The sequence below is a fragment of the Halopseudomonas sp. SMJS2 genome, assembly GCF_029866945.1.
In the GTDB taxonomy this organism is placed as follows: domain Bacteria; phylum Pseudomonadota; class Gammaproteobacteria; order Pseudomonadales; family Pseudomonadaceae; genus Halopseudomonas; species Halopseudomonas bauzanensis.
In genome coordinates this window covers 3216519-3232227 of record NZ_CP123445.1, presented here as the reverse complement: position 1 = coordinate 3232227, position 15709 = coordinate 3216519, and the positions used below count along the sequence as shown (strand labels likewise).

17 protein-coding genes are annotated in these 15709 nt (G+C 62.6%); 7 read left to right on the top strand and 10 right to left on the bottom strand.

Annotation, left to right across the window (positions count from 1 at the left end):
- Positions 1 to 6: 6 nt before the first annotated feature.
- From QAO71_RS15150 to QAO71_RS15125, 6 genes are all read right to left on the bottom strand, one after another.
- Positions 7 to 516 (bottom strand): aminoacyltransferase, encoded by a 510-nt coding sequence (locus QAO71_RS15150; RefSeq protein WP_136868763.1) that lies wholly within the window; start codon positions 514 to 516, stop codon positions 7 to 9.
- A gap of 3 nt (positions 517 to 519) precedes the next feature.
- Positions 520 to 1005: an Rsd/AlgQ family anti-sigma factor gene (locus QAO71_RS15145; RefSeq protein ID WP_036989051.1), complete on the bottom strand. Its 486-nt coding sequence runs from the start codon at positions 1003 to 1005 to the stop codon at positions 520 to 522.
- Between the two features lie 113 nt (positions 1006 to 1118).
- The gene (locus tag QAO71_RS15140) at positions 1119 to 1634 is read right to left on the bottom strand and encodes a disulfide bond formation protein B (protein WP_036990138.1); all 516 of its coding nucleotides are present in this window, start codon (positions 1632 to 1634) and stop codon (positions 1119 to 1121) included.
- A 101-nt stretch (positions 1635 to 1735) separates the two neighbouring features.
- The gene (secB, locus tag QAO71_RS15135; protein WP_136868764.1) at positions 1736 to 2236 is read right to left on the bottom strand and encodes a protein-export chaperone SecB; all 501 of its coding nucleotides are present in this window, start codon (positions 2234 to 2236) and stop codon (positions 1736 to 1738) included.
- Positions 2237 to 2276: 40 nt separating this feature from the next.
- The gene (gene grxC / locus QAO71_RS15130) at positions 2277 to 2531 is read right to left on the bottom strand and encodes a glutaredoxin 3 (RefSeq protein ID WP_036989053.1); all 255 of its coding nucleotides are present in this window, start codon (positions 2529 to 2531) and stop codon (positions 2277 to 2279) included.
- Positions 2532 to 2535: 4 nt separating this feature from the next.
- On the bottom strand, positions 2536 to 2961 hold the full coding sequence (locus tag QAO71_RS15125) for a rhodanese-like domain-containing protein (protein WP_074779442.1): 426 nt from the start codon (positions 2959 to 2961) through the stop codon (positions 2536 to 2538).
- A gap of 173 nt (positions 2962 to 3134) precedes the next feature.
- On the opposite strand from QAO71_RS15125, the gene gpmI reads away from it, so the two are divergent.
- The 4 genes from gpmI (at position 3135) to QAO71_RS15105 (ending at position 8289) form a co-directional block, all read left to right on the top strand.
- Complete coding sequence (gene gpmI / locus QAO71_RS15120; RefSeq protein WP_036989055.1) at positions 3135 to 4673, top strand: 2,3-bisphosphoglycerate-independent phosphoglycerate mutase; 1539 nt, start codon at positions 3135 to 3137, stop codon at positions 4671 to 4673.
- An 8-nt stretch (positions 4674 to 4681) separates the two neighbouring features.
- Positions 4682 to 5842, top strand: coding sequence for a peptidoglycan DD-metalloendopeptidase family protein (locus QAO71_RS15115; RefSeq protein WP_036989056.1), 1161 nt, complete (start codon positions 4682 to 4684; stop codon positions 5840 to 5842).
- 207 nt (positions 5843 to 6049) lie between these two features.
- Positions 6050 to 7282: a S41 family peptidase gene (locus QAO71_RS15110; protein ID WP_280165696.1), complete on the top strand. Its 1233-nt coding sequence runs from the start codon at positions 6050 to 6052 to the stop codon at positions 7280 to 7282.
- 38 nt (positions 7283 to 7320) lie between these two features.
- Entirely contained in the window at positions 7321 to 8289 is a 969-nt protein-coding gene (locus tag QAO71_RS15105) for a divergent polysaccharide deacetylase family protein (protein WP_280164803.1), read from the top strand.
- 25 nt (positions 8290 to 8314) lie between these two features.
- On the opposite strand, the gene hisF is transcribed toward QAO71_RS15105, so the two are convergent.
- The 4 genes from hisF to hisB are packed head-to-tail and all read right to left on the bottom strand — an operon-like array spanning position 8315 to position 11178.
- A complete protein-coding gene (hisF, locus tag QAO71_RS15100; RefSeq protein WP_280164802.1) occupies positions 8315 to 9088 on the bottom strand; it encodes an imidazole glycerol phosphate synthase subunit HisF in 774 nt (257 codons plus the stop codon).
- A gap of 57 nt (positions 9089 to 9145) precedes the next feature.
- Positions 9146 to 9886 carry a 1-(5-phosphoribosyl)-5-[(5-phosphoribosylamino)methylideneamino]imidazole-4-carboxamide isomerase gene (gene hisA / locus QAO71_RS15095; protein ID WP_036989059.1) on the bottom strand — a complete coding sequence of 247 codons (741 nt, stop codon included), beginning with the start codon at positions 9884 to 9886 and terminating at the stop codon, positions 9146 to 9148.
- Between the two features lie 59 nt (positions 9887 to 9945).
- Positions 9946 to 10584 carry an imidazole glycerol phosphate synthase subunit HisH gene (hisH, locus tag QAO71_RS15090; RefSeq protein ID WP_036989061.1) on the bottom strand — a complete coding sequence of 213 codons (639 nt, stop codon included), beginning with the start codon at positions 10582 to 10584 and terminating at the stop codon, positions 9946 to 9948.
- Positions 10585 to 11178, bottom strand: coding sequence for an imidazoleglycerol-phosphate dehydratase HisB (hisB, locus tag QAO71_RS15085; protein WP_036989062.1), 594 nt, complete (start codon positions 11176 to 11178; stop codon positions 10585 to 10587). It lies immediately after the preceding gene.
- A 142-nt stretch (positions 11179 to 11320) separates the two neighbouring features.
- On the opposite strand from hisB, the gene QAO71_RS15080 reads away from it, so the two are divergent.
- Genes QAO71_RS15080 through mutY form a run of 3 tightly spaced genes read left to right on the top strand, consistent with a single transcriptional unit; the run spans position 11321 to position 15703 of the window.
- Positions 11321 to 12433: an NAD(P)/FAD-dependent oxidoreductase gene (locus QAO71_RS15080; protein WP_036989063.1), complete on the top strand. Its 1113-nt coding sequence runs from the start codon at positions 11321 to 11323 to the stop codon at positions 12431 to 12433.
- Between the two features lie 34 nt (positions 12434 to 12467).
- Positions 12468 to 14654, top strand: coding sequence for an AsmA family protein (locus tag QAO71_RS15075; RefSeq protein WP_280164801.1), 2187 nt, complete (start codon positions 12468 to 12470; stop codon positions 14652 to 14654).
- Positions 14651 to 15703 (top strand): A/G-specific adenine glycosylase, encoded by a 1053-nt coding sequence (mutY, locus tag QAO71_RS15070; protein ID WP_036989065.1) that lies wholly within the window; start codon positions 14651 to 14653, stop codon positions 15701 to 15703. The genes QAO71_RS15075 and mutY overlap by 4 nt, the downstream gene beginning before the upstream one ends.
- Positions 15704 to 15709 lie beyond the last annotated feature (6 nt).

The following is a 15709-nucleotide window of genomic DNA, read 5'->3' as shown; positions in this document are numbered from 1 at the left end:
GCATCGTTACTCGGCAGGGTCCGCAGCTGGCGCTGCAGCGGGCTTGCGGCGGGTGCGGCGCGGCGTCTGGCGGTTGCCGGAGCGGGGCGCGGGGGAGGGATTGTCGCGCTTTTCGATGGCCTGGGTGACCTGCAGGTCGATCCGATCCAGCCCCTTGGCCAGGCGCAGGGTCTGGCGCACGTCCTGTTGCAACTGGCGGATGTAGTCCTGGGCTTCGTCGCGGGATTGGCTCAGGGTCGCCATGGCCGTGGTCAATTCCTCGATCTTGGCGGTGACCTTTTCCACCGGCTTGTCGCCGTCCTGTTGGCGGGCTGCCAGTTTCTGCTGGGCTTCGGTGAGCTTCTCTTGCAACTTCACTTGTTCGCGGTCGAGCTTTTCCAGCGCCTTGTGGGCATCGGCCTCGGCCTGGGTGCAGGCTTCGGCCAGGTGCTCGTTCAGCGTGCGTGCCAATACCTGCAGCAGATGCAGCGGGGTTGGTACGCGGGCGGACTTCTGGTCTTCGGTTCTACCGGTCACGTATTACTCCATTGTCTCGGTGACGTGGGTGTTGCGATAGGCGGTGTGCAGCACTTCGATCAGGCAATCCTCCAATTCGAAACGCTCCAGCAGCAGGCCGCCCAATTTCATCAGACGTGAGTGCATGACGTCCACCTTGAGCGTGCGCTTGGTGTTGGCGCCATAATAGTCGTTGAATATGACAGCGAACTGGGTGATGGTCTCGATGCGCGGAATGACCTGACGGATCAGGCCCAGAGCGCGCTCGTCACCAGCCTCCTCGGCGCCGCGCACGAGTTGTTCATAAACGGCGAAATGGCCGGCTGATACATAGTCGACCAGACAGCTGCAAAAGTTATTGAGCAATTGCTGCGTGCTGATATCGGGATCCTGGCGGTCGCGCAGAGCAATGTAGTGCTCTACAAGCTTACTGCGCTCAGCCAGCCAGCGGTCGATGAGCTTGTCGACGCCACCCCAGCGTTCCTGGGCTGTTGTGCACCTTTCCAGCATGATCCACCTCGTCTTGCCTTGTGAGCCGGGATTGGGATTGCTGTTCCCGTGGAGCAACAGAATAGGCCAGTCCGTGCCGCGGTATCAAGACTTACGAGGTAGGGGGTAGGCCGTCAGTCCTGGCGGCGCAACAGTTGTACCAGACCGAACAGGCCCATGGTGATAAACACCAGCAATGTGCACTCGGCAATGCTCAGGCCGAGAAAGGTCCAGGTTACCTTGGCGCAATCGGCGGTGCCGCTGAATAACAGGGTGAGCATCTCTACCACCGGCAGCACATCGATCATGTAATCGAGGCTGGGCAGGCAGGACGGTAGTTGGTCGGCAGGCTGATGCTGCAGCCAGATCTGCCGGCTGGCGGTGGCACCACCGAATATCGCGAACAGCAGCACGCCTGCGGCATAGAAGCGGGTCGCCAGGCTGCGTTTGCGGTTGGCTCTGGGCTGCGGATTGTGCAGTACTGCGGCCAGGCAAAGCAGGCCGATCAGCAGGATTGCAAACCGCTGCACGATGCACAGCGGGCAGGGCAGCAGCCCCATGACGTATTCCATGTAGTACGCCGCCGCCAACAGCAGCACGCAGGCAATGAAGGCTAGCAGGTAGAGCGGGCGTGAAGCGGGCAAGGTCATGCGCACATCCATAGATGGGAGAAAGCGGCAGATACCTTAGATGATGGCAGGGTGGCTGACAAGGGGTGTCGCCGGCCGCGAGCGGGCCGGCGAGTGGACAATCAGGCCTCGGCTTCGGCTGCCTCGGCGACCCGACGCTGTTCGGATTGGGCGAACAGTGCATCGAAATTGACCGGGGCCAGCATCAGGGGAGGGAAGCTGCCACGCAGTACCAGGTTGTCGATCGCTTCGCGGGCATAGGGGAACAGGATGTTCGGGCAGAAGGCGCCGAGAGTATGGCGCATGCCAGCCTCATCCAGACCGTTGATGGCAAAGATGCCGGCCTGCTGTACTTCGGCGATGAAGGTAACGTCCTGTTCGCCGTTGGTAACGGTGACCGACAGGCTCAATACCACTTCGTGGATGCCATCCTGCAGCTCAGTGTGGCGGGTATTCAGGTCGAGGTTGACCTGGGGGTTCCACTGGCTCTGGAACACCGCCGGCGCCTTGGGCGACTCGAAGGAGAGGTCCTTGACGTAGATGCGCTGCAGATTGAACTGCACCTGAGGCTGGTTGCTCTGTGCGCCATTGGCGGTTGCGTTGTTCTGTTGTTCGTCAGCCATGTTCGGTCCTTGTTTTATTCCAGTGGTCTTGGGTAGGCAGTCAGCCCGCCAGCATTGTATCCAGTTTGCCTGAGCGTTCCAGCGCTACCAGCTCATCACACCCACCGACATGCGCGTCGTTGATCCAGATTTGCGGCACCGAGGTGCGGCCGGCCAGGCGCGCCATCTCGGCACGCACTGCGGGTTTGCCATCCACCCGGATCTCGTTGTAACTGACTCCCTTGCTGTCCAGCAACTGTTTGGCGCGGATGCAGAAAGGGCAGTAATTACTGCTGTAGATGGTGATATCAGTCATATCGTCAACTCTTTACCAGAGGCAGGTTGTCCGAACGCCAGCCACCCACGCCCTGTGCCAGGCGGTGCACATGGGTGTAGCCAGCGGCCTTGAGCTGCTTGGAAAGGGCGCCGGCATGCTGGCCGTTGGCGCATGCCAGGATGATCGGTTTGTCCTTGTGCTTCTCCAGTTCGACCATGCGTTTGGCGAAGCTATCCTGTGGAATGTTGATGGAATCGACGATATGACCGGCAGCGAAGTCTTTCTTCGACCGCACATCGACGACCAATGCATTCTCCCGGTTGATCAGCGCCGTGGCCTGCTGGGTGGTAATGGCTTTGCCCGCCTTGCGGCCTTCGGTGATGATCAACAGCGCAAGTACAACCAGAAAGGCGCTAGTCAGCCAATAATGGTTGCCTATGAATTCGATAAGGTGCTGTAGAAACTGCATGGATGTATGATTCCGGAACCGTTGAAGGCCGCCAGTATACACAGCCCGGTCGGGCGGCAGAACCTCCCGGTGTGCATGACACACCGCGGTCGGCCAAGTAAACTGGCGCCAGCGCGCCTGCCGGGGCTCGGCAGTGCACTCTCATGCCTCTTTCATACAGCGAGTCTAATCGGATGACAGCAACTCCCAAACCCGTGGTATTGATGATTCTGGATGGTTTTGGACACAGTGAATCACCTGAGTCCAATGCCATCATGGCCGCCAACACCCCTGTCTGGGATCGTCTATGGGCGAACGCTCCGCACACTCTGGTTTCCGGTTCGGGCATGGATGTCGGCCTGCCGGACGGGCAGATGGGCAACTCCGAGGTCGGTCACATGAATCTGGGCGCCGGCCGCGTGGTGTACCAGGATTTCACCCGGGTCACCAAGGCTATCGCCGACGGAGAATTCTTCGACAATCCAACCATCTGTCAGGCGGTGGACAAAGCGGTACAGGCCGGTCGCGCCGTGCATGTCATGGGGCTGCTGTCGCCGGGCGGGGTGCATAGCCATGAGGAGCAGCTGGTCGCCATGGTCGAGCTGGCTGCCCGTCGCGGTGCCGAGCAGATTCAGGTGCATGCCTTTCTCGATGGGCGCGATACGCCCCCGAAAAGCGCTGCGCCGTCGCTGGTCCTGCTCGAACAGGCCTACCAGCGTCTGGGCAAGGGCCGTACCGCAAGCCTGATCGGCCGCTATTTCGCCATGGACCGGGACAATCGCTGGGAGCGGGTCCAGGCTGCCTACAATCTGATTACCGAAGGTCAGGGTGAATTCCGCGCTGCCACCGCCGCCGCCGGCCTGGAAGCTGCCTATGAGCGCGGCGAGAGCGACGAGTTCGTCAAGGCGACGGTCATCGGCGAGCCGGTGCGAGTGGAGGATGGCGATGCAGTGATCTTCATGAACTTCCGCGCCGACCGCGCCCGTGAATTGACCCGGGCCTTCGTCCAGCCGGACTTTGATGGCTTCGCTCGCCAGCGCGCGCTGAACATGGCGGGCTACGTCATGCTCACCCAATATGCTGCTGACATTCCGGCGCCCTGCGCCTTCCCGCCATCCGCACTGACCAACGTGCTGGGTGAGTACCTGGCCAGCCAGGGCAAGACCCAGCTGCGCATTGCCGAGACCGAGAAGTACGCCCACGTTACCTTCTTCTTTTCCGGCGGCCGCGAAGAGCCGTTCGAGGGCGAAGAGCGCATCCTGATTCCATCGCCCAAGGTCGCTACCTATGACCTGCAACCGGAGATGAGCGCACCGGAAGTGACCGACCGCATCGTCGAAGCGATCGAACAGCAGCGTTATGACGCCATCATCGTCAACTACGCCAACGGCGACATGGTCGGCCATACCGGTGTATTCGAGGCAGCGGTCAAGGCGGTCGAGTGCCTGGATCATTGCATTGGCCGCATCGAGGCAGCACTGGCCAAGGTCGGTGGCGAAGCCCTGATCACCGCTGACCACGGCAACGTCGAACAGATGGCTGATGCCAGCACCGGCCAGGCTCACACCGCGCATACCTGCGAACCGGTTCCCTTCGTGTATGTTGGCCCGCGCCGGGTGAGCATGCGCGATGGCGGCATTCTCTCCGATGTGGCGCCCACGGTACTGACTCTGTTGGGGCTGCAACAGCCGGTGGAAATGACCGGCCGCTCCATCGTCAGTCTGCACAACTGAACGCCGCCATGGGCATGCGGTCATGGGCGGGATTATTGCTGTGCCTGATGCTGCTGCCGGCATTGCCTGCCGCGGCGCAGCCGGCTGATGCGGAAAAGGCCCGGGCGGAGTTGAAGCAGGCCGAGCAGGAAATCGTCCGGCTGAAGAAGCTGCTCGGCTCGATCAGGCAGGAAGCCTCCGGTCTGGAAAAGGAGCTGCAGAACAGCGAGAGCGAGATCGGCCGATTGCGCCGCGAGAGCGGCGAGCTGGAACAGCAGATTCGCGAAGGCGAAAGCCGGTTGCAGGATCTGCAGCAGCAGGCCGAGGCGTTGCAGGTGGCGCTCGAGGCCCAGCAGGACCAGATCGCCCGGCAGGTCCGGGCCGCCTACATGGCCGGGCAGCAGGATTATCTGAAGATGGTGCTCAATCAGGACGACCCCTCGCGGGTTGCCCGCATGCTGCGTTATTACGGCTATGTCAGCCGCGCGCGGGTCGAAGAGATCGAGCGCTACAGTGACACCATTGAGCAGATCCGCGAAGCCAGTGCGCAAATCGCCAGCCAGCAGACCGCGCTGCAGCAGGACCGTCAGGCCCTGGCAGCGCGCCAGGGTGAACTGGAAGCCGAGCGTGAAAAGCGTAGCCAGGTGCTTGCCGGGCTGCGTGAGCGCAGCCAGTCGCAGCAACAGCAGATTACCCGGCGCGAAAGCGAGCGGGCCGAACTGGCGGCCCTGATCAAGAAGCTCGATGAAGCCATCACCAGCATCCCGGCGCCGGCCGGTAGCCTGCCCTTCGCCCAGGCCAAGGGCAAGTTGCCGATGCCAGTGAGCGGGCCTATCCGGGCACGCTTCGGCAGCCAGCGGGGCGCCGATTCCCGGCTCAAGTGGGATGGTTTGTTGATCGGCGCCCGGGAAGGCGCGCAGGTGCACGCTGTGCATGGCGGGCGCGTGGTCTTTGCCGATTGGCTGCGCGGCTCCGGCCTGCTGCTCATTCTTGACCACGGCAACGGTTACCTGAGCCTGTACGGTCACAACCAGAGTCTGCTGCGGGATGTCGGCAGTTGGGTGCAGCCGGGCGAGGCCATTGCCACCGTCGGCAACAGCGGTGGGCTGGGCGAGGCAGCGCTGTATTTCTCCATCCGTCATCGCGGGCAGGCTCTGGATCCGGCTGCCTGGTGTATGCTTTCCAGTTGAGAACGCTTTGAAAAATCCCCTGGGCTCGGTCATGCTGCAGTGTCTCGCTGCGCTTTGCGGGGTGGTGGGGTTCGCTGAGTGACTTCGTGCGGCCGGAAGTCATCAGTTAAATTCCGGCCTGGCTGGAATCTTTTACGGATCCAACGTCTTGACTTGGAGAATTCGATGACCGCTGTGCAGAAAATGTCCATCGCTTGCGTGAGCTTCATGCTCGGCTTCATGCCCGTACAGGCTCAGGACAGGGAAGCTGCGGCCCCGCTTCCGCTCAATGAACTGCGCACCTTTACCGAGGTGCTGGAGCGAATTCGTACCTCCTATGTCGAGCCGGTGGACGATGCCACCTTATTGGAGAATGCCATCCGCGGGATGCTCGAAGGGCTGGACCCGCACTCGGCCTATCTCGAACCTGAAGCCTTCCAGGGGCTGCAGGACACCACCAGTGGTCAGTTCGGCGGGCTGGGTATCGAGGTGGGACAGGAAGATGGTTTCATCAAGGTCATCTCACCGATTGATGACACCCCGGCCTCCCGCGCTGGTATCGAGCCAGGCGACCTGATCGTCAAGATCGATGATCATCCGGTCAAGGGCATGAGCCTGGTGGACGCGGTCGACAGAATGCGCGGACCGGCTGGTTCAAAGATTACCCTGACCCTGGTACGTGGCGCCGGCCGGCCGTTCGATGTGCAACTGGAACGCGCGGTGATCAAGGTCAAGAGCTTGCGCACCGAAACGCTCGAGCCGGGCTATGCCTACCTGCGTATCACCCAGTTCCAGAACAATACGGGCGATGAGGTCCGGCGCAGTCTCAAGACCCTGACTGACAAGGGTGAGCTCAAGGGTATCGTGATGGATCTGCGCAATAATCCCGGTGGCGTGCTGCAATCCGCCGTGGAAGTGGCTGATGCCTTCCTCACCGAGGGGCTGATCGTCTACACCGAGGGCCGGTTGCCCAATACCGAGATGCGCTTCAATGCCTCCTCGGCCAACCCCGGCAAGGATATCCCCATGGTGGTGTTGATCAACGGCGGCTCGGCCTCGGCCTCGGAGATCGTCGCCGGCGCGCTGCAGGACCGTGGGCGGGCGGTGATCATGGGGACCGACAGCTTCGGCAAGGGTTCGGTGCAGACGGTATTGCCGCTGAACAATGATCGTGCACTGAAGCTGACCACAGCGCTCTATTTCACGCCCAATGGCCGGTCGATTCAGGCCCAGGGCATCGTGCCGGATATTCGCGTGGAGCGGGCGCAGCTGACCCGCAACGATGAAGAAGCCAGCTACCGCGAGGCGGATCTGCTCGGCCATCTGAATAATATCAATGGCGAAGAAACCCCGACCCTGCGTACACCCCCTACGGATGCCACGGCCGAGCGTGATGCTGACTACCAGTTGAATCAGGCCTTGAACCTGCTCAAGGGGCTGAATATTACCCGCCGTCGATGAGGCGCTTGCCCGGCCGGTGGCCCGCCGCGCGTCTATTGATGGCCGCATGGCTGACGCTGATGTTGGCCGCCTGCGGCGACTCGGATGAGCCGGAAGTTGCCGCCTCCGCTGAACCGCCGGCGGTGGAGGTGGCGGAGCCGGGTGCTGCGGTCATCCAGCAGGACGACGCCTATTACGACGAGCTGCGGGCGCGCTGGTTTGCGTTGGAGCATGCCGAGCGAAGTGCTGCAGCAAGCCCCGACTCCCGCAATGCTGATCCTGAGCAAGCACCGCTATCGGCGGAACCGGAGCCGGTTTCGGAACTGCCGGTGGCGGTCATCGAGCCGGAATCCACGCCTGCCATCGGGATCATCATCGACGATCTGGGGCACAGCCTGAGCCGCGGCCGGCGCATCATCGCCCTGCCGGCCCCGGTGGCACTGGCTATCCTGCCCCACACGCAGGCGGCCCAACTGCTGGCAAGTGAAGCTGCCGTCGCCGGCAAGACAGTGATACTCCATCAGCCCATGGAGAACGGCGCGGCGCTGGCGATTGGGCCAGGCGGTCTGTATGCCGATATGGACAGAGCCAAGCTGGAGCAAACCCTGCAGGCAAACCTCAACAACTTTGTGCCCATTCAGGGGGTCAACAACCATATGGGCAGCCGCCTGACCAGCGACCGTCAGGCGATGGACTGGGTGATGCAGGTGCTGGCTGCGCGCGGGCTGTTCTTTATCGACAGCCGCACCTCGGCGGCAACCCAGGCTGCCTTCGCTGCCGAGGCGGCGGGCGTGCGGCACCTGTCGCGGGACGTGTTTCTCGACAATGAGCGCACCTTTGAGGCCATCGACGCCGCTTTCCAGCACGCCCTGACGCTGGCACGCAAACAGGGTAGTGCGCTGATCATCGGGCACCCTTATCCGCAGACGCTGGAATATCTGGAGCAGCGGTTGCCTGAGCTGCAGCGTGAGGAGGGAGTAAAGGTGGTCAGTCTGGAGGCGTTGCTGGCGCGCAAGTACCGGAATTGATCTCGAATTGTGGGAGCGGCTGGGGTTACAGCCGCATCTCGATGCCGCGTTTGGCCATGTAGGCCTTGGCTTCGCCGACGGTGAACTCGCCGAAATGGAAGATGCTGGCGGCCAGTACCGCATCGGCGCCGCCGAGCAGGACGCCGTCGGCCAGGTGCTGCAGATTGCCGACGCCACCGGAGGCGATTACCGGCACATTGACCGCGTCACTGATGGCGCGGGTCACGCCCAGATCGTAGCCGCTCTTCACGCCGTCCTGATCCATACTGGTCAGCAGAATCTCACCGGCGCCCAGCGCCTCCATCTTCTTCGCCCACTCGACCGCATCCAGCCCGGTGGGCTTGCGGCCGCCGTGGGTGAAAATTTCCCAGCGTGCCGGCTCGCCGGGTGCGGACACCCGCTTGGCATCGATGGCGACGACGATGCACTGGGAGCCGAAGCGGTCGGCAGCCTCGCCGACGAACTCCGGCGTGAACACTGCGGCGGAGTTGATCGACACCTTGTCGGCGCCTGCATTGAGCAGGTTGCGGATATCCTGCACGGTGCGCACACCACCGCCCACGGTCAGCGGAATGAATACCTCGCTGGCCATGCGTTCGACGGTGTGCAGGGTGGTGTCGCGGCCTTCATGGGTGGCAGTGATGTCGAGGAAAGTGATTTCGTCGGCACCCTGTTCGTTATAGCGGCGGGCGATTTCCACCGGGTCGCCGGCGTCGCGGATATTCTCGAACTTCACGCCTTTGACGACGCGGCCATTCTCCACGTCGAGGCAGGGGATGATGCGTTTGGCGAGGCTCATGGGCGGCTCCAGATCAAGGGTAACAGCGAGTGCAATCTTCGCGGCGAGGCGCCGCTCCTACCGTGGAACGGCCTGGTCGCACAGCGCCTGGGCTTCAGCTACATCCAGGGTGCCTTCATAGATGGCACGGCCGGTGATGGCGCCAATGATGCCAGGGGCGTTGGCGTTCAGCAGGCTCTGGATATCGCCCAGGTTATGAATGCCGCCCGAGGCGATGACCGGGATCGAAGTGGCATTGGCCAGCGCTGCGGTGGCTTCGACGTTGCAGCCCTGCATCATGCCGTCCTTGGCGATGTCGGTATAGACGATCGCGGAGACACCATCTGCTTCAAAGCGCTTGGCCAGGTCGATTACCTGGACATTGCTGACTTCAGCCCAGCCGTCGGTGGCGACGAAGCCGTCCTTGGCGTCCAGGCCGACAATGACCTTGCCGGGAAAGGCGCGACAGGCTTCACCAACGAACTCCGGCTGCTTCACCGCCTTGGTACCGATGATCACGTAGCTGACCCCGGCGCGAACATAATGCTCGATGGTTTCCAGCGAACGGATGCCGCCGCCGATCTGGATCGGCAGGTCGGGATAACGTTTGGCAATGGCGGTGACCACCTCGCCATTGACCGGCTTGCCCTCGAAGGCGCCATTCAGGTCCACCAGATGCAACCGCCGGCAGCCGGCCTCGACCCACTTGGCCGCCATGGCCACGGGGTCATCGGAAAATACCGTGGCATCGTCCATCAGCCCTTGGCGCAGGCGCACGCAAGCGCCGTCCTTGAGATCGATAGCGGGGATAATCAGCATTGTCTTGTTCCTTTAACGGGTGTGCTTGCAGCCGGTTGTCGAGGGCTTGCAGCTCCGGTTTACCACCGCCCATCCCAGGCCAGAAAATTCTGCAGCAGCTGCAGGCCATTGGTATGGCTCTTTTCCGGGTGAAACTGGGTGGCGAATACATTGTCCTGGGCCAGTGCGGCGGCAAAATCCACGCCGTAGTGGCAACGCCCGGCCAATTGGCTGGTGCGCTCGGGGCTGGCGTAATAACTGTGCACGAAGTAGAAGCGCGCATCCTGTTCGATGCGGTGCCACAGCGGGTGGTCGGCGCTCTGCTTGACCTGGTTCCAGCCCATGTGCGGCACTTTCAGGCGCACATCGCCTTCACGCAGGTCGTCGCCGAAGTACTTCACCGTGCCGGGGAATAGCCCCAGTGCGTCGACGCCGCCATTTTCCTCGCTGCGCTGCAGCAGCATCTGCATACCGACGCAGATACCCAGCAGCGGCTTCTCGCTGGCCACCTGGCGCACTACCTGATCCAGCCCCAGCTGGCGCAGCTCATTGATACAGTCACGAATCGCGCCGACGCCGGGTAACACCACGCGGTCAGCGTCGAGAATCTGCTGCGCATCGCTGGTAACGATGATCTGACGGGCACCGACGTGCTCCAGCGCCTTGGCGACGGAATGCAGGTTGCCCATGCCGTAATCGATGACGGCTACCGAGCTCATCTACAGCGAACCCTTGGTCGAGGGAATGCGGTCGCCCATCCGTGGATCGATTTCGACGGCCATGCGCAGGGCGCGACCGAAGGCCTTGAACACGGTCTCGATCTGGTGGTGGGTATTGACGCCACGCAAGTTGTCGATGTGCAAGGTGACCAGCGCGTGGTTGACGAAGCCCTGGAAAAATTCCTGGAACAGATCCACATCGAACCGACCCACCACCGCGCGGGTGAAGGGCACATGCATCTGCAGACCGGGGCGGCCGGAAAAGTCCAGCGCCACGCGCGACAGCGCTTCGTCCATAGGCACATAGGAGTGGCCGTAGCGGCGCAGGCCCTTCTTGTCACCGACGGCCTTGGCAAAAGCCTGGCCGAGAGTGATGCCGACGTCTTCCACGGTATGGTGGTCGTCGATGTGAAGGTCACCACGACATTCGATGTGCATATCGATCAGGCCATGCCGGGCGACTTGGTCCAGCATGTGTTCGAGGAAGGGAACGCCGATATCAAAGTGGGCCTGGCCGGTACCGTCCAGGTTGATTTCCACTTTGATCTGCGTCTCTGACGTGTTGCGCTCGACACTCGCCCTGCGCTGCGTCATGGCAATTCTCCACAATATGTCATTCAAGGGCGGGCATTATACGTGCAGCCCGCGCTCGGGGGCTATAGAAGGGGGATGGTTCATCTTCCCATGCATCTGATCGCTCGGCAGAATGGGGCGAGATGACTGAGAGGGACAGGGTTTGGCGGATACCGAGATCATTGTGGTGGGAGCGGGGGTAGTTGGCCTGGCCGTTGCCCAGCGGCTGGCCGCGGCCGGGCGCGAGGTGCTGGTATTGGAGCAGGAAAACTGGCTCGGCCAGCATGCCTCCAGCCGCAACAGCGAGGTGGTTCACGCCGGGCTCTATTACCCGCCCGGCTCGCGCAAGGCGCTGCTGTGTCGGCAGGGCCAGGCCTTGCTGTACCGCTGGTGCGAAGAGCATCAGGTGCCGTGCCGGCGGATCGGCAAACTGCTGGTCGCCACCAGCCCCGATGAGCTGCCGGCCCTGGAGAAACTGCGGGCCAATGCCGCGGCCAATGGCGTCGAGCTGCAGCCGCTGAATGAACAACAGCTTCGCCGGCTGGAGCCAGAGTTGCGGGCGGTGGCCGGATTGCACTCGCCGACCACCGGTATCATCGATAGTCACGCCCTGATGCAGTCCTTCGAGGCGATGCTGCTCCACTACGGCGGGCAGCTGTGCTTGAACACCCGGGTGGAACATGTGCGCCGCGAACCGAGTCTACTGCGCGTGCACGGCGTCAGCGCAGGGGAGAGTTTCAGCGTCAGTTGCCGCTATCTGATCAATGCCGGAGGGCTGTTTGCCCAGCAGCTGGCCGGCAGAGTGGAGGGCTATGCGGCTGCTTCGATACCGCCGCTGTATCCTTGCCAGGGGCGCTATTACAGCTATGCCGGGCGCTCGCCGTTCCGGCATCTGATCTATCCCATGCCGGAGCCGGGCACCGCCGGGTTGGGCATCCATGCCACTCTGGACCTGCAGGGCCAGTTGCGCTTCGGCCCGGATGTTCGTTACACGGCGGCGCTGGATTACCAGGTCGACCCCGGGTTGGCCGATACTTTCGCCAGGGCAATACGGCGTTATTGGCCCGACTGCCGCAGCGAGCGCCTGCAGCCGGGTTATACCGGCGTGCGGGCCAAGCTCAGCGGGCCGGGTGAAGCGGCGGCGGACTTTCTGATTCACGGGCCTGACATCCACGGCATTGCTGGTTTCATCAGCCTGTTCGGCATCGAGTCGCCGGGGCTGACCGCCAGCCTGGCGCTGGCCGAAGAGGTGGCAACATCGCTGGACAAGCTTTAATGTTTCCAGATCACACGGAATTACGGGAGTAATCATGAAAAAACTAGCCAAGATCATCGGTCTGGTGGTGCTGGCCCTTGTCGTTCTGGGCGTCGGAGTGCTGTTCTTCCTGACCCGCATGTTCGATCCCAATGACTACAAGGAACAGATCCGCCAGGCTGCCCGGGAGCAGGCCAATGTCGAGCTGACCCTGGGCGGTGATATTGGTTGGTCGCTGTTTCCCTGGCTGGGCATCGAGCTCAAGCAGGTCGGGCTGGCGCCCGTCGAGCATCCGGAAAAGACCCTGGCCAGTATCGGCAGCATGGGGCTGGGTGTCGAAGTGCTGCCGCTGTTGCGCAAGCAGCTGCGAATGAGCGACGTGATTTTGGACAATATCAGCCTGAACCTGGAAATCGACGAAGACGGCGTGGCCAACTGGTCCAGCATCGGACCGCAGAGCGAGGCCGATGCCGGCGCGCAAGGGAATACCGGGGCGAGTGCCGAAGCCGAGGCTGAAGCCGAAGAACATGGTCGGTTGGATGTGGCAGTGGAAAGCGTGCGCATCACCAATGCCGATATCAGCTATACCGACCGCCGCACTGCCCAGCAGGTGTCGCTGGAAGACGTGAACCTGACCACTGGCGCGCTGATCGAGAACGAGCCCTTCGATGTGGCATTTCTCGGCCTGCTGGTCACCGGCCAACCGGCCATGCGCATGCGCATCGATCTGAACACCGTGGCCAGCTTCAATCTGGACAAAGAGCGGTACCAACTGGACGGCTTCGACCTGAAGCTGGATGCCAGCGGCGACCCCTTCGGCGGTCGTGCGGTGAATATGCAGCTGCAGGGGGACAGCGTGATCGACCTGCAACAGCAGGTGGCTGAGCTGAAGCAGTTGCGCCTGTCCCTGGCGGATCTGCGGGCGACCGGCCAGTTGACCGTCAGTCAGCTGGACAGTGAGCCGCAGCTGGCCGGTGTCATTAACGTGGCGGAATTCGACGCCCGTGCATTGGCCCATGCGCTGGGGCAGAGCCTGCCGGCCATGGCGCAGAACAATGCCCTGAGCAAGGTGGCACTGAATGCCGAGCTGGCCGGAAGCAGCAACAGCCTGATGCTGCAGAATCTCAAGCTGATCGTTGATGGCACCGAGCTGAACGGCAATCTGGGCCTTGCCGATTTCGAGCGCCAGGCCCTGCGCTTCGACCTGCGCGGCAACAGCCTGAACATCGATCATTACCTGCCACCGCCGGAAGACAAGCCGGCAGCGGCAGCGGGCGGCCAGGGCGGCAGTACCTCACGACAGCCACCGGAAGCCTGGAGCAATGACCCCGTGCTGCCATTGGAGACCCTGGCCGGGTTGAACGTGATCGGCAGCCTGGACCTGCAGCAGGTGCAGCTGACCGGCCAGACCATCAGCCCATTCAAGGCCGCAGTCGAGGTGGTGGACGGCAATGTGCGCCTCACGCAGTTCGAGGGTGGCGTGTTCGGCGGGCAGTTCGCCGCCACTGCAGCCATCAACACTACCCGCTCGCCGGCGACCCTGAGCCTCAACGGCAAGCTGGATGACATGGACTCGCTGGCGCTGCAGCGTGCCTACGAGATGGCCGAGCAGTTTCGCGGCGGCCTGGATCTGAACATGAACCTGACGACTCGCGGCAACAGCATGCGCCAGTGGATCAATGGACTGAACGGCGATGTGCGGTTTGATGTGGCTGACGGCGCGTTGCTCGGCGTCAATCTGGAGCAGAAGCTGTGTCAGGCCATCGCTCTGGCCAACCGCAAGCCGCTGAGCGCCGAGCATGGCGGCGCGGATACGCCGTTCACTCAGCTGGGCGGCAGCTTCAAGATCGTCAATGGCAACATCAACAATCGCGACCTGATCGCTGCTCTGCCGGGCATTGCAGCCAAGGGCAATGGCGATATCAATCTGCCGGAGCAGCGTCTGGACTATCGGCTTGGCTTGCTGCTCGATGGTGACAAGAGCGACATGCCCGACCCGGCCTGTCAGGTGAACGAGCGCTATGTCGGCATCGAATGGCCGATCCGTTGTGACGGCTATCTGCACAACGCTGCCAAGAGCTGCGGAGTGGATACCGAAGGCGTGACCCGGATCGCCGGTCAGTTGCTGCGCAACGAGGCCGAACGCAAGGTGCAGGACAAGGTTGGCGAGAAGTTGGAGGAAGAGTTCGGCGACAAGGCCCCGGCGGTGCGCGATGCGCTCAAGGGGCTGTTCGGCCGGTGAGTACTGACTCCTTCGCCAGCGCCGTGCTGGCCTGGTACGACCAGCATGGCCGCAAGGACCTGCCCTGGCAGCAGGATATGAATCCCTACCGCGTCTGGGTTTCGGAAATCATGCTGCAGCAGACCCAGGTTGCTACGGTGATTCCCTATTACCAGCGGTTCATGGACACACTGCCGGATGTTCATGCGCTGGCGGCGGCCGATCCGGACGAGGTACTGCATTTGTGGACCGGGCTTGGCTATTACAGCCGGGCGCGCAACCTGCACAAGACCGCGCAGATCGTCGTCAGTGAATATGCTGGCGTGTTTCCGGCCAGTATCGAAGGCCTGGAGGCGCTGCCGGGTATCGGCCGCTCCACTGCCGGTGCCATCGCCAGCCTGAGCATGGGGCTGCGCGCGGCAATCCTGGATGGCAACGTCAAACGGGTGCTGGCGCGTTATCACGCGGTCGAAGGCTGGCCCGGTGAGAAGGCGGTGCATGATCGGCTGTGGCAGATCGCCGAGGGCTATACGCCGCAGCAGCGCTTCGATCATTACACCCAGGCAATGATGGATCTGGGTGCGACCCTGTGCACGCGCAGCAAGCCGTCGTGCCTGCTGTGCCCGGTACAGGCGGGGTGCGCGGCGCGCATCCTGGGCACGCCCAGCGCCTATCCACATTCCAAGCCGCGCAAGGCGTTGCCGGTGCGCCAATGCGTGATGCCGCTGATGGTCAACCCGGAAGGGGACATCTGGCTGCAGCGGCGGCCTGACAGCGGCCTCTGGGGTGGGCTTTGGTGCCCGCCGCAGCTGGATGACCATCTGGCGCTGGAAGAGCTGCTCGAACGGCTGGGCTGGCCGGTGCAGGCGACCGAAACGCTGGCACCGCTGCGGCATACCTTCAGCCACTTTCATCTGGACATCCAGCCGCTGCTGGTGCGGGTCAGCCCGACACCGAGCGTGGCCGAAGCCGGGCAGGTCTGGTATAACCTGCGCCAACCTTCCCGCCTGGGGCTGGCCGCACCGGTCAGCAAGTTGCTCAAGCGGGCAGAACAGATTCTCGATTGCTGAGAGGAG